The sequence below is a fragment of the Candidatus Nitrospira neuquenensis genome, assembly GCF_979578155.1.
Map to the genome: position 1 here is coordinate 1 of NZ_CEFZDU010000005.1, position 17582 is coordinate 17582.

The 17582-nt window shown below is 69.1% G+C and carries 16 protein-coding genes and 1 pseudogene; 13 read left to right on the forward strand and 4 right to left on the reverse strand.

Annotated elements, in window-relative coordinates; genetic code table 11:
• The first annotated feature begins 137 nt into the window (after positions 1-137).
• The 7 genes from AC1U7O_RS02550 to AC1U7O_RS02580 all read left to right on the forward strand — a co-directional run bounded on the left by AC1U7O_RS02550 (position 138) and on the right by AC1U7O_RS02580 (position 9294).
• On the forward strand, positions 138-2039 hold the full coding sequence (locus tag AC1U7O_RS02550; protein WP_479893002.1) for a chemotaxis protein CheA: 1902 nt from the start codon (positions 138-140) through the stop codon (positions 2037-2039).
• Between the two features lie 88 nt (positions 2040-2127).
• Positions 2128-3087: a chemotaxis protein gene (locus AC1U7O_RS02555; RefSeq protein WP_479893003.1), complete on the forward strand. Its 960-nt coding sequence runs from the start codon at positions 2128-2130 to the stop codon at positions 3085-3087.
• Positions 3088-3111: 24 nt separating this feature from the next.
• On the forward strand, positions 3112-4257 hold the full coding sequence (locus tag AC1U7O_RS02560; RefSeq protein ID WP_479893004.1) for a protein-glutamate methylesterase/protein-glutamine glutaminase: 1146 nt from the start codon (positions 3112-3114) through the stop codon (positions 4255-4257).
• Between the two features lie 162 nt (positions 4258-4419).
• Positions 4420-6132 carry a methyl-accepting chemotaxis protein gene (locus AC1U7O_RS02565; protein WP_479893005.1) on the forward strand — a complete coding sequence of 571 codons (1713 nt, stop codon included), beginning with the start codon at positions 4420-4422 and terminating at the stop codon, positions 6130-6132.
• Between the two features lie 135 nt (positions 6133-6267).
• A complete protein-coding gene (locus AC1U7O_RS02570; protein ID WP_479893006.1) occupies positions 6268-7002 on the forward strand; it encodes a Tll0287-like domain-containing protein in 735 nt (244 codons plus the stop codon).
• Between the two features lie 63 nt (positions 7003-7065).
• The gene (locus AC1U7O_RS02575) at positions 7066-8673 is read left to right on the forward strand and encodes a methyl-accepting chemotaxis protein (protein WP_479893007.1); all 1608 of its coding nucleotides are present in this window, start codon (positions 7066-7068) and stop codon (positions 8671-8673) included.
• 87 nt (positions 8674-8760) lie between these two features.
• A complete protein-coding gene (locus tag AC1U7O_RS02580) occupies positions 8761-9294 on the forward strand; it encodes a chemotaxis protein CheW (RefSeq protein WP_479893008.1) in 534 nt (177 codons plus the stop codon).
• Here AC1U7O_RS02580 and AC1U7O_RS02585 read toward each other — a convergent pair.
• The gene (locus AC1U7O_RS02585) at positions 9284-9520 is read right to left on the reverse strand and encodes a hypothetical protein (protein ID WP_479893009.1); all 237 of its coding nucleotides are present in this window, start codon (positions 9518-9520) and stop codon (positions 9284-9286) included. The two genes, AC1U7O_RS02580 and AC1U7O_RS02585, sit on opposite strands and share 11 nt — an antisense overlap.
• A gap of 136 nt (positions 9521-9656) precedes the next feature.
• Between AC1U7O_RS02585 and AC1U7O_RS02590 the strand changes: the two genes are divergently transcribed.
• The 5 genes from AC1U7O_RS02590 to AC1U7O_RS02610 all read left to right on the forward strand — a co-directional run bounded on the left by AC1U7O_RS02590 (position 9657) and on the right by AC1U7O_RS02610 (position 14838).
• Positions 9657-10427 (forward strand): flagellar motor protein, encoded by a 771-nt coding sequence (locus AC1U7O_RS02590; RefSeq protein WP_479893010.1) that lies wholly within the window; start codon positions 9657-9659, stop codon positions 10425-10427.
• A gap of 1 nt (position 10428) precedes the next feature.
• Positions 10429-11142 (forward strand): flagellar motor protein MotB, encoded by a 714-nt coding sequence (locus AC1U7O_RS02595; protein ID WP_479893011.1) that lies wholly within the window; start codon positions 10429-10431, stop codon positions 11140-11142.
• A gap of 528 nt (positions 11143-11670) precedes the next feature.
• On the forward strand, positions 11671-13638 hold the full coding sequence (locus AC1U7O_RS02600; protein ID WP_479893012.1) for an SUMF1/EgtB/PvdO family nonheme iron enzyme: 1968 nt from the start codon (positions 11671-11673) through the stop codon (positions 13636-13638).
• A gap of 295 nt (positions 13639-13933) precedes the next feature.
• Positions 13934-14341 (forward strand): endonuclease domain-containing protein, encoded by a 408-nt coding sequence (locus tag AC1U7O_RS02605; protein ID WP_479893013.1) that lies wholly within the window; start codon positions 13934-13936, stop codon positions 14339-14341.
• 50 nt (positions 14342-14391) lie between these two features.
• On the forward strand, positions 14392-14838 hold the full coding sequence (locus AC1U7O_RS02610; protein ID WP_479893111.1) for a hypothetical protein: 447 nt from the start codon (positions 14392-14394) through the stop codon (positions 14836-14838).
• Positions 14839-14884: 46 nt separating this feature from the next.
• Here the strand turns inward: AC1U7O_RS02610 and AC1U7O_RS02615 are convergent.
• From AC1U7O_RS02615 to AC1U7O_RS02625, 3 genes and pseudogenes are all read right to left on the reverse strand, one after another.
• Positions 14885-15289 (reverse strand): annotated as a pseudogene (locus AC1U7O_RS02615) (AAA family ATPase); the annotation flags it as partial.
• A 193-nt stretch (positions 15290-15482) separates the two neighbouring features.
• Positions 15483-15821 (reverse strand): type II toxin-antitoxin system PemK/MazF family toxin, encoded by a 339-nt coding sequence (locus AC1U7O_RS02620; protein ID WP_479893014.1) that lies wholly within the window; start codon positions 15819-15821, stop codon positions 15483-15485.
• On the reverse strand, positions 15818-16045 hold the full coding sequence (locus AC1U7O_RS02625; protein WP_479893015.1) for a hypothetical protein: 228 nt from the start codon (positions 16043-16045) through the stop codon (positions 15818-15820). Before AC1U7O_RS02625 ends, AC1U7O_RS02620 begins: the two co-directional genes overlap by 4 nt.
• A gap of 520 nt (positions 16046-16565) precedes the next feature.
• Here AC1U7O_RS02625 and AC1U7O_RS02630 point away from each other — a divergent pair.
• Positions 16566-17420: a caspase family protein gene (locus AC1U7O_RS02630; RefSeq protein WP_479893016.1), complete on the forward strand. Its 855-nt coding sequence runs from the start codon at positions 16566-16568 to the stop codon at positions 17418-17420.
• The last annotated feature ends 162 nt before the right edge of the window (positions 17421-17582 follow it).

A 17582-nucleotide genomic window follows, 5' to 3' on the forward strand; every position in this document is an offset into this window, starting at 1 on the left:
CCCCGGCGTCCGCCGGGGTGACGGACCAGAGTGAACATCCGGCGGGGTGACGGACTGGACCCCGGCGTCCGCCGGGGTGACGGACCAGAGTGAACATCCGGCGGGGTGACGGACCGGGGTGAGGAGCGGGAGGAGCGATGAGCGACGAGTTGGCGGAAATCCAGAACGAATTTCTCGTCGAGTCTCAGGAGATGCTCGAGCTGCTGGACCAGCGGTTCGTGACGCTCGAGTCCGATCCGACCAACACCGAGCTCCTCAACGAGATCTTCCGCGCGATGCACAGCATGAAGGGCTCCGCCGGCTTCCTGGGCTTCACCCGGCTGGTGGACGTGACCCACCGCGCCGAGAGCGTCCTGAACCGGCTCCGGCAGGGGGACATGACGGTCACGCCGCAGGTCATCACCGTGATCCTCGAGACCGTGGACGTGATCAAGCTCATCATGGCGGATATCCGCGAATCGGGCACGGATCAGCACGTGCCGACCGAGGCGGTGGCGCACAAGCTCGACGCCGTACTGGCGGGCGGCACCGCTCCGGCAACGCCCGACGCCCCGCCCCCGGAGCCCTCCGCCGCGCCGGCGTCCGCGGCGAGCGAGACGCCCCAGCCTGCGGCGCCGACGGGGACGCTCGCGGCCACGCTCGCCCAGGTCGCCAGCCGGCTCGGCGAGATCCTCGTCCAGGACGGTCAGGCGACGAAGGCGCAGGTGCTGGAGGCGCTGGACCGCCAGGAGGCGGCAAAGCCGCTGCTGGGCGAGGTGCTGGTCCAGGCGGGGGTCGTCTCGGAAAAGGCCGTGGACGCCGCGCTCCAGAAGCAGGCCAAGGTCCCCCACGCGGGGGAGGAGGACCAGACGATCCGCGTGGAAACGCGCCGCTTGGACACGGTGATGAACCTGGTCGGCGAGCTGGTGCTCGGCCGCAACCGGCTGATGAAGATCGGCGGGGGCTTAGAGCAGGCGCACGAGAACGACCCGCACGTCCGGGAGCTGGGCGAGACGCTGGCGCAGCTCAACCTGGTGACGACCGACCTCCAGCTCGCGGTCATGAAGACCCGGATGCTCCCGATCCGGAAGGTGCTCGCAAAGTTCCCCCGCATGGTCCGGGACCTCTCGCAGAAGCTGCACAAGCAGGTCCGGCTCGAGCTGCAGGGCGAGGAGACCGAACTGGACAAGTCCGTCGCGGACGAGATCGGCGACCCGCTCGTGCACCTGGTGCGGAACGCCGTGGACCACGGCATCGAGTCCGTCGCCGAGCGGCAGGCGGCCGGCAAGCACCCGGAGGGGGTCGTCCGGATCTCCGCCTCCCAGGAGGGCAACAGCATCGTCATCCGGATCGCGGACGACGGGCGCGGCCTCCAGGTCGAAAAGATCAAGGCCAAGGCGGCGGCCCGCGGCCTCGTCACCGAGGCCGAGCTCGCGACGATGGACCCGCGCGACGTCATGAACCTGATCTTCCTCCCCGGCTTCAGCACCGCCGAGCAGGTCACGGACGTCTCCGGCCGGGGCGTGGGCATGGACGTCGTGCGGACCAACATCCGGCGGATCAACGGCTCCGTGGACGTCGAGTCCCAGCCCGGCAAGGGCAGCGTCGTGACGATCAAGCTGCCGCTCACGATCGCGATCATCCAGGCCCTCCTGGTGGAAGTCGGGCGCGCCACCTTCGCGATCCCCCTGGGCTCCGTGATCGAGGCGGTGAAGATCACCGGGGCCGACATCAAGACGATCAACGGCCGCGAGGTGCTGCACCTGCGGGAGCGGGTGCTGCCGCTGCTGCGCCTCGCCGACGAGTTCGAGATCCCCGTGGATCCCGAGCGCGACCGCTTCTACGTCGTCGTGGCCGGCATGGGGGACAAGCAGGTCGGCGTCGTCGTGGACCGGCTGCGCTCCCAGGAGGAGGTCGTCATCAAGTCCCTCTGGGACTATCTGACGAACATCAAGGGGATCGCCGGCGCGACGATCACCGGCGAGGGCAAGGTCGTGCTGATCCTCGACATCGCGGAGCTGGTGCAGGACGGCCGGATGGTCCGGACCGCCGCAGCGTGAGGCGGAAGGTCGTCCGCCGCCACGGGTCACGGGTGGGAAGGGACGCCCCTCGCTCGGCGAAGACCGAGGAGCGGGCAGCGAGGCATTCATGTCAACGTTCATGAAGGAAGTGGACGGGCGGACGCGGCTCGCCGGCGCCAACCAGATGGAACTGCTCCTCTTCCACGTCGGGACCGGCGAGGTCTTCGGCATCAACGTCTTCAAGGTCCGCGAGGTCATGAAATTCCCGTCGCTCACCCGGATGCCCGAGGCCGACCCGCGCGTTGAGGGCGTGGCGAACATCCGGGGCACGACGGTGCCCGTGATCGGGCTCCGGCGGACCCTCGGTCTCGAGGGGGAGGGGGCGGCGACGCGGTCGGGCGAGGCCGGCGCGGGCAACCTCATCGTCACCGAGTACAACATGAGCCTCCAGGCCTTCCACGTCACCGGGGTGGACCGGATCCTCCGGCTCTCGTGGACGCAGATCAAGCCGCCGCCGCCGATCGTCCGCGAGACGGCGAAGGGGGCCGTCACCTCGGTCGCGATGCTGGACGACGGCCAGATGGTGTTGATCCTCGACGTGGAAAAAATCCTCTCGGACCTCTGCCCGCGGCCCGACGAGGAGGTCTATGCCGGCGTGGAGGCGGCGCCCGCGGTGAAATCCAAGCGCGTGCTGTTCGCCGACGACTCGGTCGTGGCCCGCACCCAGATCCGAAAGACCCTGGAGCGGCTGGGGATCGACTACATCCAGACGATCTCGGGGCTGGAGGCCTGGAACCACCTCCAGCAGCTCGCGGCGAACGCGGAGCGGGCGGGAAGGCCGCTGCGGGAGGAGCTCCAGCTCGTGCTGAGCGACGTCGAGATGCCGGACATGGACGGCTTCACGCTGACCAAGCAGATCCGCAACGACCCCCGGTTCGCCTGGCTGCCGGTCGTCCTGCACTCGTCGCTGACCGGGTCCTGCAACGCGGCCAAGGGGAAGGCGGTCGGGGCGACGGACTATGTCGCGAAGTTCGAGCCGAGGGCCCTGAGCGAGGTCATCGTCAAGTACTGCCGCGAGGGCCCGTAAGGGCGCGGGCCGGAGGCCATGCCGATGGGTGCACCGATCCAGGTTCTGGTCGTGGACGACTCCGCGTTCATGCGGAAGGCCCTCTGCGCCATGCTGGAGGGCGATCCCCGGGTCGCCGTCTCCGGCGTCGCCCGGAACGGCGAGGAGGCGGTCCAGAAGGTCGCCGAGCTGCATCCCGACGTGGTGACCCTCGACGTCGAGATGCCCGGCATGAACGGCCTGGAGGCGCTGCGCCGGCTCATGGCGGTCCGCCCGGTGCCGGTCATCATGGTCAGCTCCTTGACCGTCGAGGGGGCGAGCGAGACGTTGCAGGCGCTGGAACTGGGCGCGGTGGACTACATCCCCAAGCAGCTCGACGGGCTCGCGACCAACATCACGACCATCCGGCAGGAGCTGCTCGGCAAGGTCATCGCGGCCGCCGGCGCGGCCGGCAAGATCCACGCCCGGCCGGCGGCGCGGGGGGGGGCACGCGAGGGAGCCGATGGGGAGACCGGGCGAGGGGGCGAAGGGGGGAACTCCGCCTCCCCGTGCCCCCGCGTCCCCGGGTCGCCTGCGCCAATCGCCCCCCGGCTGTCGTCGGGCACCGTCGCGGCCACCCGCGGGAGCAAGGTCGTGGCGATCGGATGCTCGACGGGGGGGCCGCAGGCGCTCATGGACCTGCTCCCCCTGCTGCCGGCCGACTTTCCGGCCGGCGTCGTGATCGTCCAGCACATGCCGAAGTTCTTCACCAAGCCGTTCGCCGAGCGGACGAATCAGGCCTGCCGGATCGAGGTGCGCGAGGCGGCGGAAGGAGATGCGGTGACGCCCGGCGTGGCGCTGATCGCCCCGGGCGGGCTGCAATGCCGGCTCGTCCGACGGCGGGCGACCAGCGTGGAGATCGCCCTCAGCCCGAACACCGAGGGCCTGCTCCACGCGCCGTCCGTGGACGTGATGCTGAAGTCGGTCGCCGAGGTGTACGGCGAGCGGGGCATCGGCGTCATCCTCACGGGGATGGGGCAGGACGGCCTGGAGGGAGCCCGCGCGCTCCGGGGCGCCAAGGGCCGCCTCATCGCCCAGGACGAGGCGAGCTGCGTGGTCTATGGGATGCCCAAGGCGGTGGTGGACGCCGGCATCGCCGACAAGGTCGTGCCGCTGCCCCTGATCGCCGGCGAAATCATGAACATGGTGTAAACACCGTCCGTCTCCCCGGCGAAAGCCGGGGCCCAGTCGGGGCTCCGTCGCGTACCACCAGGGCCCTGGATTCCGGCTTTCGCCGCGATGACAAACAGCAGAGGAAAGCCGTCGCGGCATCCGGCTATTCGGCAGAGTCCACAAATTCTAGGGGGGGACATCATGGCGAAGTGGTTGAGCAGGATGAAGATCGGCCCCAAGTTTCTGTTGCTCGGGATGGGAATCGCCGCCTTCGTGGCCGGCATCGGCCTGTTCTTCGTGTACCGGCAGGAACAGAGCAAGATTCTCATGATGCTGGAGATGCGCGCGAAGGTCATCCAGGCCCAGGTGGAGGTCACCCGCGCCTACATCACCAAGAACTACGTCGCCAAGGTCAAGGGCTCCAGGGTGGGCGCCGAGATCCAGGTGACGAAGGAGCATGCGGGGAACACCGAGGCGATTCCGTTGCCGGCCACGGCGACGCGCGAGATCGCCGAGGAACTGAGCCGCAAGGGGGTCTTCGACGCGCGCCTCATCAGCGCGACGCCGCTGAACCCGGCCAACTCGCCCAAGGAACCCTTCGAGGAGGAGGCGCTCAAGGCGATCATGGCCGGCGCCGACTCCTTCGCCCGGGTCGAGGAGGTGAACGGGACCCCGATCTTCCGGCGCGCGACGCCGGACAAGGCGACGGCCGCCGCCTGCGTCGGCTGCCACCAGGGCAAGCAGGTGGGCGAGGTCCTCGGCCTGCTCTCGATCTCGATCCCGATGGCCGACGCCCAGGCGGCCTCGACGCGGTCCATCCAGGGGACCGGGCTTGCCATCGTCGCCGCCGTCTTCGGCGTCCTCCTCACGACCTACGTCATGCTGCGCCTGATCGTGCTCCGGCCCCTCGGGGCCATGACCGCCATCTCGCGGGACATCGCCGAGGGCGACGGAGACCTGACCAAGCGGGTGCCGGTGGACGGCCGCGACGAGATCGCCGAGCTGGGCGGCTGGTTCAACGTCTTCATCGAGAAGCTCCAGGCGATGATCGGGAAGGTGGCGCACGTGACGGACAAGGTGGCGTCGGCGGCGGTGCAGCTCTCGGCGACGTCGGAGCAGATGTCGAAGGGGGCGGAGAGCCTGACGGCGCGGACGGCGCAGACGGCGACGGCGGTGGAGGAGATGAACGCGACGGTGGGGGAGGTGGCGCAGAACAGCGGCAAGGCCGCCGCCATGGCCCAGGAGACCGTGCAGACGGCCCAGGGCGGGCGCGAGGTGGTCACCAGCACGGTGGCGGGGATGCAGCAGATCTCCGACGCGGTGACGCAGTCGGCGGCGATCATCGCGGCGCTGGGCAAGTCGTCGGATCAGATCGGGGAGATCGTGCGGGTGATCGAGGACATCGCGGACCAGACGAACCTGCTGGCGCTGAACGCGGCGATCGAGGCGGCGCGGGCGGGGGAGCAGGGGCGGGGGTTTGCGGTGGTGGCCGACGAGGTGCGGAAGCTGGCGGAGCGGACGACGAAGGCGACGAAGGAGATCGGGGACATGATCCGGCACATCCAGCAGGACACCAAGGGGGCGGTGGCCTCGATGGAGGAGGGCACGCAGAAGGTGACGAGCGGGGTGGCGCTGGTGAACCGGACGGGGGAGGCGCTGGCGCGGATCGCGGAGATGGTGACGGGGACGGCGGACATGATCCGGCAGATTGCGGTGGCGGCGGAGGAGCAGTCGGTGGCGACGCAGCAGATCGCGGGGGATTTGGAGACGGTGGCGAAGGTGACGCGGGAGACGGCGGGCGGGGCGACGGAGTCGGCGCGGGCCAGCCACGACCTCAGCCAGCTCGCCACCGACCTCCAGGCCATCGTCGGCAACTTCAAGATCGCGGCGGCCGACAAGCGGCGGATCGGGTAGGGCGGCAGCAGGCCGGTCGGTGGACCGGCGCCGGCAGGACCCGAGCGACGCGACGGCCCTTGGGGGAGGACGGACGACCCTTGACCGTTCAACCGGGAACCCGCGGGGAGTTCCCTTGTATCCAGGGAGGATGCCATGACCAGGAGGACGCGACTCGGGGCGGTGGCGGCGCTGACGCTGATCGGGCTGGTGGGCGGGGGCGGGCTGGGGTACGCGGCGGACGAGGCCAAGACCGCCGACCTGCTGGTGAAGCTGCTGAAGGCGGGCCGGATGGTCGTGTCGGACCATCAGGACCTCATCAACGACGCCGGGAAGAGCGACAAGGGGTTCACGCCCCAGTACTTCGAGGAGAAGTGGATCGCGAAATACAAGGAAACGGCCAAGATTGACCTGAGCAAGCCTCCGGCCGGCGAAGCGGGCAGGCTGCTGACGGCGTTGCTCGAATCCGGCAAGGAGGTGGTCGGCGAGGCTCAGCCGCTGATCAACAAGCCGGGCATCGGGTTCAAGGGGTTCCTCCCGGCGCTCTGGGGCCGGAAGGCGGGTGAGAAATTCGGGCAGAAGACGGGCATCCGGCTCAAGCAGACGTCCCTCCACTACCGGTTCGCCGGCAACAAGCCGGACGACTTCGAAAGCGAGATCCTCAAGCAGTTTTCGGACCCCGGGTATCCCAAGGGCAAGGAATACGTGAAGACGGTCGCCATGGAGGGCAAGCAGGTGATGCGGTACCTGTCTCCCGAGTACGCCGCCAAATCCTGCCTGGCCTGCCACGGCACGCCCGCGGGGGAGAAAGACATCACCGGCATGAAGAAGGAAGGGTACAAGGAAGGGGATCTCGCCGGCGCCATCAGCGTGGTGATGCCGGTCAAGTAGGTGCGGCTGGCCGGTCGCCGGACAGCCGACCGCCTCTCCGCGGGGGGAGGAACGGGGGTGGCCATGGACGCAAGAGCGGAGCATCGGTCGATCATCCAGCGATGCGGACTGCGAACGAAGATCCTGATGGGGCTGGGCCTGGCGCTCTGCCCCATCGTGGGCATCCTGCTCTTCAATGCCCATTCGGCCGAGCAGGCGGCCAGGGCCTCGGCCGGCGCCCGGGACGTGGCGGCGCTGCGCCTGGAGGCGAACCTGGTGCGGATGGGGCTGCGCGAATACAGCCTGACCCAGCAACCCGAGGCCCAGGACGCGGTCAAGGCGCGGTACGAGCGGTACCGGGAGCAGTCGAAGAGGCTCGGCCAGCAGTACGCGGATTCCGCCGAGGTCAAGGGGCGGCTCCAGGCGGTGGACGCCGCGCTGGCGGCCCTCTTCGAGCAGGGCCTGAAGATGGCGGAGGCCTACATTCAATTCGATCGGGTGGTCGGCAACACCTTCCTCGAGGAGTTCTTCAAGCGGGACGAGGCCGTCGTCGCCGCCATGGTGGTGTTGGAGGACGGCTTCGCGAAGGAGGCCCAGCAGCGGCTGGGAACCATGCGGATGACGGCGACGGCGGCCCTGGGCCTGGTGGTGGCGAGCACGATCGCCTTCTCCCTGCTGCTCGCCTGGCGGCTGCTGATCCCGATCCGCCGACTCGCGGCGGGGATGGACCTCCTCGCGCAGGGCGACCTGACGGTCCGGGTGCCGGTGACCAGCGGCGACGAGCTGGGCCGGCTGGGCCGGCGGTTCAACGAGGTGGTGCCCAGGCTCCAGGCGATGATCGGGAAGGTGGCGCACGTGACGGACAGGGTGGCGTCGGCGGCGGTGCAGCTCTCGGCGACGTCGGAGCAGATGTCGAAGGGGGCGGAGAGCCTGACGGCGCGGACGGCGCAGACGGCGACGGCGGTGGAGGAGATGAACGCGACGGTGGGGGAGGTGGCGCAGAACAGCGGCAAGGCCGCCGCCATGGCCCAGGAGACCGTGCAGACGGCCCAGGGCGGGCGCGAGGTGGTCACCAGCACGGTGGCGGGGATGCAGCAGATCTCCGACGCGGTGACGCAGTCGGCGGCGATCATCGCGGCGCTGGGCAAGTCGTCGGATCAGATCGGGGAGATCGTGCGGGTGATCGAGGACATCGCGGACCAGACGAACCTGCTGGCGCTGAACGCGGCGATCGAGGCGGCGCGGGCGGGGGAGCAGGGGCGGGGGTTTGCGGTGGTGGCCGACGAGGTGCGGAAGCTGGCGGAGCGGACGACGAAGGCGACGAAGGAGATCGGGGACATGATCCGGCACATCCAGCAGGACACCAAGGGGGCGGTGGCCTCGATGGAGGAGGGCACGCAGAAGGTGACGAGCGGGGTGGCGCTGGTGAACCGGACGGGGGAGGCGCTGGCGCGGATCGCGGAGATGGTGACGGGGACGGCGGACATGATCCGGCAGATTGCGGTGGCGGCGGAGGAGCAGTCGGTGGCGACGCAGCAGATCGCGGGGGATTTGGAGACGGTGGCGAAGGTGACGCGGGAGACGGCGGGCGGGGCGACGGAGTCGGCGCGGGCCAGCCACGACCTCAGCCAGCTCGCCACCGACCTCAAGGCCATGGTGGGCGGCTTCAAGCTCACCGACGAGCAAGCGTGACCGGCGACCGGCGGAGCGCGACCGGCGACGTGCGGGGGCCGGTCGGTGCCCGGCGGTTCCCGGTGCGCGGTGGGAGGGAGTGACGCGATGATCGCCCAACAGGCCGAGCCGTCTCGGAGCGGGCCCGCGCCGGTGGAACGCGCGGACGCCGAGCGGGGGGACGGCGACGAATTCATCCAGATTGTCACGTGCCGGCTCGACCGCGAGGAGTTCGCGGTGGACATTCTGAGCGTGCAGGAAATCAACCGGATGGTGGACATCACCCGGGTGCCCAAGGCGCCCCGCTTCGTGGAGGGCGTCATCAACCTGCGCGGCCGCATCATCCCGGTGCTGGACCTGCGGCGGCGTTTCGGCGTGCCGGATGCGGAGCGGACCTCGCGGTCGCGGATCGTGGTCGTGAACGTGCGCGGCCGGGTGGTCGGGCTGATCGTGGACTCGGTGACCGAGGTGCTGCGGATCCCGCGGAGCGCGGTCGAGCCGCCGCCGTCGCTGGGCTCCTCGGTGGGGGCGGAGTTCATCCAGGGGGTCGGCCGGATCAACGACCGGCTGCTGACCTTGCTGGATCTCAACCGGCTGCTCACCCCGGCCGAGCAGGCGGCGCTGGACGGGGTCAGGGAGTGAGGCCGCCGGGCGGGACGGGGCGGTCCGGCGGCGCAGGGGGGGCGAGCACGCGCTGGAGCAGGCCCACGGAGTGGGTCAGGAGGTCGGCGGCGCAGGCCAGCGTGACCCGAAACTGCGCGAGGGCCTCGTCGAGGCGTCCTTCCGCCTGGAGCTCTCGGAACCGGCGGTGCTGTTCCTCCAGGATCGCTTGCTTCGCCTCGAGCAGCAGGCTGTCGGCCGTCGTCATGGCGCCTCCGGGTGCGTGGTCGGCCGCTACCATAGCAGAGCCTCGCGCCGACCGCAACAGACCGCGCGCGCGGCGCCCGACGCGAGGCCGGTTGACGTCCGTTACGGTCCGTTTCGGTCGGTAGGGGGAAGGCGCCGTGGACATCCTGACGATCCTCGGGATCGCGGTGGCGCTCGGGTCCATTCTCGGCGGCCAGGTCCTCGAGGGCGGCCACGTCGGCTCGATCCTCCAGCTCACGGCCTTTCTGATCGTCATCGGCGGCACGCTGGGCGCGATCTTCGTCCAGCATCCCCTGTCCGTGATGATGAAGAGCCTCGGCCTGCTGAAGCTCGCCTTCTTCGACCCGCCGCACGACGTCAAGGCCCAGATCGGACGGATCGTGGACCTGGGCAACCTCGCCCGCAAGCAGGGCCTGCTCGCGCTCGAGGGCCGGCTCAAGGACATCCACGACCCCTTCCTGCGCCGGGGCCTCCAGCTCATCGTGGACGGGACGGAGGCCAAGGTCATCCGCGAGATCCTGGAAACGGAGCTGGTGCAGGAGGAGGAGGAAGCCGTGACCGCGGCGAAGGTCTGGGAGGCCGCGGGCGGCTACTCGCCGACCATCGGCATCATCGGGGCCGTGCTCGGCCTGATCCACGTCATGGAGAACCTCTCGGACCCCTCCAAGCTCGGCGGCGGCATCGCCGTGGCCTTCGTGGCGACGGTGTACGGCGTCGCCTCGGCCAACCTGCTCTTCCTGCCGCTCGGGAACAAGATCAAGCTGAAGGTCAAGCGGGAGGGCGTCGCCAAGCTGGTCGTGATCGAGGGGTTGGTCGGCGTCGCCCAGGGCGAGAACCCGCGGCTGCTCCAGGAGAAGCTGGAGGGCTACCTCCCCGAGAGCCAGCGCCCGACGAAGGAAGGCCGCTGACATGGCGAAGCCGAGCCGCCATGAAGAGCACGAGAACCACGAGCGCTGGCTCGTGTCCTACGCGGACTTCATCACGCTGCTGTTCGCCTTCTTCGTCGTGATGTACTCGGTCTCGATGATCAACGAGGGGAAGTTCCGCGTCTTCAGCCAGTCCATGAAGGAGGCGCTGGTGCCCCTGGACGCGTCCGCCTCGAACCGGCGGTACGAGCTGGGCAACTCGGAATCGGCCATCATCCCCGCCATCAGCCCGAGGATGCAGTTCATGCAGCAGGTGAAGGCCGTGCTCGCCAAGGTCGCGGGCGACGACCGGTTCAAGGGGCGCATCACGGTCACCGAGGTGCAGGACGGGGTGACGATCGCGATCGAGGACAGCCTGCTGTTCGAGAGCGGCCGGGCGGAGGTGCGCGAGGAGGCGCTGCCGCTGCTGGGCGCGCTGGCGGAGTCGCTGGGCACGACCGGCCAGCCGATCCGCGACATCCGGGTCGAGGGGCACACCGACAACGTGCCGATCCGCACCGCGCGGTTTCCGTCGAACTGGGAGCTCTCCTCCGGCCGCGCCGTCGCCGTCGTGCGGCTGCTGACGGAGCGGTTCGGACTCCAGCCGCAGCGGGTGTCGGCCTCGGGGTTCGCGGAGTTCCGTCCCGTGGCCGACAACCTCACGCCCGAGAGCCGCGCCGCCAACCGCCGGGTCGAGGTGGCGGTGATCATGGAGTAGCTCAGGTCCCTGCGGGGGCCCACGCCCGGCCGGGCGCACCGCGCGGCGCCAGGGCCGGCAAGCCGGCGGGCGCGTGGAGCCGAGAAGACCCGAGGCGTACTTGAAACCGTACGTCGAGGGTCTGAGCGGCGAGCCCGCCAGCCTGCACGGCAGTCGCATGCCGGCTTGTCGCAGCCGCGAATCCGCGGTTGCAGCAGAAGCGCTCATGAACCATGCGGGCTAGACGATCCCCCAGACGCTTCGTGAGCATGCCTCCGGCCGACCACGTACGCCATTCGGCGTATGGGCGTCGGGGGGGCGGGCGGGGTAGGCTCCCCCTTGACGGCGACGGCCGGCACGCTACAATACCGCCGTCCCGGACGATGGCCGAGGTGGCATCCCCCGGTTCGTTCGTCGTGAGCCCGTCGAACCAGGAACGGGCGGTCGTGGGTGGACAGGCCCTTCGACCGGCTCAGGGCGAACGGCGTGTGGCCGGGATGCCCCATCGTGGTTGTCTCTTCTGGGGTGAGCCGACCCGCGAGGTGCCGCATGCGCTGTCGATTTCTGCTCGGCCTCCTGGCCGCCCTGCTGCTCGTGCTCGATTCCGTCGCGCCGCTTCGCGCCGACCAGCGCGACCTCGCTGCCACGCCGCGGGCTGCACCGCCCGTGGTGCCGATCAGCGGCGAGTACTGGGCGCTGATCATCGGCATTGACCGGTACCGGCATGTCCCGCCGCTGACCACGGCGGTGCGGGATGCGCAGGCCGTCCGCGAGGTCCTGGTCCAGCGGTACGGGTTCAAGCCGGACCATGTCGTGACCCTGCTCGACGAGCAGGCGACGCGCACGGCGATCGAGGACGCCCTCTATCGTCTGGGACAGGATGCTGGGGAGCCCGACAGCGTGCTGATCTACTATGCCGGCCATGGGCAGACGGACGCGGGCAAGACCCGGGGCTGGTGGGTGCCGGTGGACGGCCGGGAAAAGTCGCCCGGCACCTACATCACCAACGCCTCGATCCGGGACTACATCGCCGGGATGAAGGCCAAGCACGTCTATCTGGTGGCGGACTCCTGCTTCAGCGGGACGCTGTTCGGGCAGGCCCGCGATCTGCCGCCGATCGACGATCGGTTCTACGCCACGCTGTACGCGAACAAGTCGCGCTGGGGGCTCACCTCCGGGATGAACCAGCCGGTGGCGGACGACGGGAAGGACGGGCACAGCGTCTTCGCCTACTTTTTCCTCAAGTTCCTCCGGGAGAATCGGGAGCCGTACGTGGCGCCCTCGGACATCTACAAGGCGATCGCGCGGGTGGTGCGGAACAACTCCGAGCAGCAGCCGCTGAGCCAGCCGTTGAAGCACGCGGGCGACGAGGACGGGCAGTTCGTGTTCCGGCTGGTGTCCGCGAGCGGCGGCCCGGTGCCGCCCTCTTCCCGGCCGAGCGCGCCGAGCCTGAGCGCGCCGCCGGCCCAGGGGGTGGATCTCGGCGCCTACGAGCAGTACGAGGCGCTGGCGCGGCTGGCGGAGCAGCGCGAGCAGGCCTGGGCGAAGGTGCAGGCCTTCGCGGGGAAGACCGGCGTGGCGAAGGAGAAGCGCCTGGCGGCGCTGGACAAGTTCCTGGCGGACTTTGCCGACGACAACCCGCATGTGGGCGAGGTCGAGGCGCTCAAGCAGCAGATCGCCGCCGAGATCCAGGTGGCGAAGGCGCCGGCCTTCGAAGCGCCGCGGCAAGCGGGACGCGAGCTCACGGGCAAGGACGGCGCCCCGATGGTCCTGATCCCGGCGGGCGAGTTCCTGATGGGCAGCACGGAGGGGGAGCCTGATGAGAAGCCGGTCCACCGGGTCTCGTTGGATGCGTTCTACCTGGACAAGTACGAAGTGACCAACAAGCGGTTCCAGCAGTTCGTCCGGGAGACCGGCTACGAGACGACGGCGGAGAAGGCAGGCACGGCGTGGGGAGTGACCGCAGGTGGGAGGTGGGAAGAGATCCGCGGGGCGAGCTGGCGGAAGCCGGAGGGGGGCGAGACGGTGTTCGTCACCAATCGGGATGAGCATCCGGTCGTGGCGGTCTCCTGGGACGATGCGGAGGCGTACTGCCGGTGGGCGGGGAAGCGGCTGCCGACGGAAGCCGAGTTCGAGTACGCCAACCGGGGCGGGACGCGGACGACCTACTGGTGGGGCGACGGGCATCCCGGCTCCCGCCGCGTGGCGAATATCGCCGATGAGACGGCGAAGCGGCAGTTCTCCGGCTGGACGATCATGACCGGCTACGACGATGGCTACGCGCGGACCGCGCCGGTGGGCTCGTTCGAGCCGAATCCCTTCGGGCTGTACGACACGACGGGGAACGTGTGGGAGTGGACGGCGGACTGGTACGGCGCGGACTACTACGGGCGGAGCCCTCAACGCAATCCGACCGGGCCGTCCAGCGGTGAGGGGCGGGTGCTCCGTGGCGGGTCCTGGACCAATGACCCGGTCAGGCTCCGATCCGCTAATCGGCTCGGGAGCGTCCCGCCGTGACGGTCTGCGAATGTTGGCTTCCGTTGCGCCCAGGACGGTCCGAAATAACTCTGTGTTCTGTGGCCCTGTGACCCTGTGAGTTCTGAATCCGAAGACTCCCCTCTCCACACCTCTCCCCCCCGGGGGGGAGAGGTGTGGAGAGGGGCGAGCGCCGGCGGAGCCGGCGCTCGTCACGCAAGCCTATGATCTACTCCTGTGGCTCATTCAGCATGTGGGCAAGTTTCCCCGCAGCCACCGGTTTGTCCTGGGCGATTTTGCCTCCCCTTCGTAAGGGGAGGTGAGGTGGGGTCGATTCATGCCCTACGCGAAACGGGGCACGCCAGACTTCCTGCCCCTGAAACGACGGCTGCGGTCCGACACGACAGCGGCCGAGAAACGCCTCTGGGCTCACTTGCGTCTGAGGCAGTTCTGCGGGCTCAAGTTCCGGCGCCAACATGGGATTGGCCCATACATCGTGGACTTTTACTGTGCCAATCGCTCGCTGGTGATCGAGGTGGACGGTGATACGCATGCCGAGGCTGCTCAAATCGCGGCAGATCGAGAGCGGGACGCGTATCTTCAGTCGCTTGGTGTGCGCGTGGTTCGTTACACCAATGACGACGTGTTGCACAATCTGGACGGAGTGATCGAGGATCTTCGCCGGAAAACCGCTGTAGACTCGACCTCCCCTCACCCCTCCTTACGAAGGAGGGGACAGGCCTGATCAGCGCGGCGCCCTTTCGGGACCGCGTCGTCCACCATGCGCTCTGCCGGGTGATCGAGCCGATCTTCGAACGGGGCTTCCTGTACGACTCCTACGCCTGCCGGAAGGGCAAGGGCACCCATGCGGCGGTCGAGCGGGCCTCGGCCTATGCCCGGCGGTTCCGTTACGTGCTCAAGTGCGACGTGGCCAAGTTCTTTTCCAGCCTGGACCATGATCTGCTCTTCGGGCTGGTGGCACGCCGGATTCGCGATGAGGGGGTGTTGTGGCTCGTGCGGACCATCATTGATGGGAGCAATCCCCAGGAGCCGATCCTGCGCTACTTTCCCGGCGATGATCTCTTGACGCCGCACGAGCGGCGGCGGGGGGAAACCCGCTTCGCAGCAGCTCGTCCGCGTTCCGTGGGAACGGGGGATGGGTCCCTTCGAAGCGTGACGGGTCATCCAGCACCGTGTCCCATCGACCGACTGCGCCCAAGCCGGCCCGTTCGGCGACGGTGAAGGGATAGAGCGTCAGGTACACCGCCCGGCCAGCCAGGGTCTCGGAGACCTTGCCGGACAAGGTCAAATTGGCAGAGCCGGAGAGCAGGAATCGGCCCGGCGTGCGGTCCCGATCCACCGCACGTTTGATCGCGAGCAGCAGATTCGGACTCCGCTGGATCTCATCGATCGTGACCGGGGTCTTCGAAGCCACCAAGGCCTCCGGCTCGCGCTGTGCCCGCTCCAGCACGTCAAGGTCATCGAGGGTCCGGTAGTTCCGGCCGGAGGAGGGGAGAAGGTCGCGGATCAGGGTGCTCTTCCCGGTCTGCCGGGCGCCGGTCAGGACGACGACGGGGAAGGCGGCGAGCGCATGGAGGACTTCCGTGGTGAGAGCGCGCGGGAGGGGCTGGGCCGATGTCTGAAGGGAGGAGCCAGGCTCAGGATGAGTATTCATGGCGTGAATGCTAATCATTCACGCGTCAATAGCAAGCCGACTCCTGAAACCGATGAAGAGAGACGAGCGGACGCGGAACCGCTTCGACACAGGGGAGGTGGAGCGCGACGGCGCAGAGGGACCAAAGGGGTCGCCCATCCTGTTTCCTCTCTCCACGCCTTGGGGTGATACCGCGCTGCGAGACCGGCGCAGGTCCACGGAGGTCCAGGGATCATCGGTGGAGGTCGAGCGTAATGCGAACCGCTTCTTCCACTGCCGTCAGATCGTCAGTGGTCAGTGAGCCGATGGGCGAGCGAAGGCGGGATTTGTCCAATGAGCGTATCTGATCTCCGAGCGCCCTGGCCGGTTTCCCATCGACGGTGATCAGCGCTTCGCCGGGATAGAGCGACTCGATGTTGCTGGTGATGGGCAGGACCACGACCCGCGTCCCATGGGCATTGCAGGAATTGTTGGAGAGAATGACGGCCGGCCTGGTTTTCTTGATTTCCGAACCGAGCGTGGGATCCAAGGCGACCCAGTAGATGTCACCGCGCCGTGGCGCACGCTTCATGGGGGCCAGCCTTCCGTGTCAGTCCGACTCCAGTCGTCGGCGAGCGTCCTTCTCCACGGCTCCTTGCGCGCGGCACGGTATGCGGCATCCAAGGTTTTCCGATCAGGCCCCAACTTCGATCGCACGGCCTCCGAAATAAAGGCGCTCAACTTCTTGGGCGGGACTTTCCGCTTGAGTCGTGCGTAGGTGTCATCTTCCATCGTGATATTGAGCCGGACGGTCATGGCACTCCCTCCCAGTACAGCAAGATGCTGTACTGTAGCACATCTCAAAGCCACAGGCCAAACGGAGAAGGAGCCGTGTGAGGCGGGATGCCCCCGCCCCGCGAGCTCTTTGGACGCTCATGGGGGGCATCCTGCCCCCACGTGGTGGCGGTGTCCACGGCGACGGCGGAGCGTGGCCGCGTCCCTTCGCGGCGCGCGGCACCCCGTGCGCGGGCAGGGCCGCCGCGGCCGGAGGAGCGGGTTGCCGACGGAGGTCTCCGGCCGACCACGTACGCCATTCGGCGTATGGGTGCCGGGGGGCGGGCGGGGTCGGCGAGCCGGCGTGGGCCGCCCCCCGGCCGGCGTCCCTGCTTGACTGCGCCGGCCAGTTCCCTACAATGGGGGGCCGCAGGGGGAACCATCGAGCGAATTGGAGGGAGGCTGCGATGCCGTCACGCCGCCTTGCCCCGATCCTCGTTCTTGCCGTCCTCGTGATGGGCCTGCGCGGGGCCGGTCCGCCGCCGGCACCAAGGACCTCCGCGTGGAGGGCAAGCCGCGGGCCGAGTACGTCGCCGAGCGGACGGGCAAGTCCTGGGCGGTCGTCATCGGCATTGACGACTATGAGCATGTTCGGCCGCTCAAGTATGCCGTGGCGGACGCCCGGGCGGTGGCGCAGGTCCTGCGGCGACAGGGCTTCGAGGTCACGGAGCTCTACGATCGGCAGGCGGACCGCCGGACCATCCTCGGCGAGCTGGGGGACCGGCTCGTGGACCGCGTCGGGGAGCAGGACCGGGTGCTGATTTTCTTCTCCGGCCACGGCGAGACCAAGCAGCCGCGGGCGGGGGGCGGAAAGGCGATGGGCTTTCTCCTGCCCGTCGGGGCGGAGGCGGACAAGCTGGCCGAGACGGCCATCCCCATGTCCATCATCCGGGACCTGGCGGACGCGCTCCCCTCCAAGCATGTGCTGTTCCTGGTGGATGTCTGCTACGGCGGGATCGCAGGGACGCAGTTCAAGGGCGTGCTCACATACGACGAGGCCTATCTGCGGGAGATCACGCGGGAGCGGGGCCGGCAGCTCATCACGGCGGGGGGCCGAAGCAGGAGGCGCTGGAGGGGCCGGAATGGGGCCACAGCGTCTTCACGTACTATCTGCTCCAGGGGATCGAGCGGGGGCTGGCGGACCTGGACGGGGACGGGATCATTCCGGCGAGCGAATTGCACAAGTACCTGGACCGGCGGGTGTTCGACGCGGCGCAGAGCAAGGGGCACCAGCAGCGGCCGGAGTTGTGGAAGCTGGCGAGCGAGCCGGGCGAGTTCGTGTTCTTCGCGAGCGCGCGGCCGGGGAGTGCGGCGGGCGGTGGGGCGTCGCCGGCGCGGCCGAGCGCGCCGAGTCTGAGCGCGCCGCCGGCCCAGGGGGTGGATCTCGGCGCCTACGAGCAGTACGAGGCGCTGGCGCGGCTGGCGGAGCAGCGCGAGCAGGCCTGGGCGAAGGTGCAGGCCTTCGCGGGGAAGACCGGCGTGGCGAAGGAGAAGCGCCTGGCGGCGCTGGACAAGTTCC

Bases quoted from the DNA above. Each gene is read 5' to 3' on its own strand.
- AC1U7O_RS02625 (WP_479893015.1), bottom strand. From the start codon at position 16,045: ATGACCGTCCGGCTCAATATCACGATGGAAGATGACACCTACGCACGA.
- AC1U7O_RS02555 (WP_479893003.1), top strand. From the start codon at position 2,128: ATGTCAACGTTCATGAAGGAAGTGGACGGGCGGACGCGGCTCGCCGGC.
- AC1U7O_RS02565 (WP_479893005.1), top strand. From the start codon at position 4,420: ATGGCGAAGTGGTTGAGCAGGATGAAGATCGGCCCCAAGTTTCTGTTG.
- AC1U7O_RS02580 (WP_479893008.1), top strand. From the start codon at position 8,761: ATGATCGCCCAACAGGCCGAGCCGTCTCGGAGCGGGCCCGCGCCGGTG.
- AC1U7O_RS02600 (WP_479893012.1), top strand. From the start codon at position 11,671: ATGCGCTGTCGATTTCTGCTCGGCCTCCTGGCCGCCCTGCTGCTCGTG.
- AC1U7O_RS02605 (WP_479893013.1), top strand. From the start codon at position 13,934: ATGCCCTACGCGAAACGGGGCACGCCAGACTTCCTGCCCCTGAAACGA.
- AC1U7O_RS02560 (WP_479893004.1), top strand. From the start codon at position 3,112: ATGGGTGCACCGATCCAGGTTCTGGTCGTGGACGACTCCGCGTTCATG.
- AC1U7O_RS02575 (WP_479893007.1), top strand. From the start codon at position 7,066: ATGGACGCAAGAGCGGAGCATCGGTCGATCATCCAGCGATGCGGACTG.
- AC1U7O_RS02570 (WP_479893006.1), top strand. From the start codon at position 6,268: ATGACCAGGAGGACGCGACTCGGGGCGGTGGCGGCGCTGACGCTGATC.
- AC1U7O_RS02550 (WP_479893002.1), top strand. From the start codon at position 138: ATGAGCGACGAGTTGGCGGAAATCCAGAACGAATTTCTCGTCGAGTCT.
- AC1U7O_RS02585 (WP_479893009.1), bottom strand. From the start codon at position 9,520: ATGACGACGGCCGACAGCCTGCTGCTCGAGGCGAAGCAAGCGATCCTG.
- AC1U7O_RS02595 (WP_479893011.1), top strand. From the start codon at position 10,429: ATGGCGAAGCCGAGCCGCCATGAAGAGCACGAGAACCACGAGCGCTGG.
- AC1U7O_RS02620 (WP_479893014.1), bottom strand. From the start codon at position 15,821: ATGAAGCGTGCGCCACGGCGCGGTGACATCTACTGGGTCGCCTTGGAT.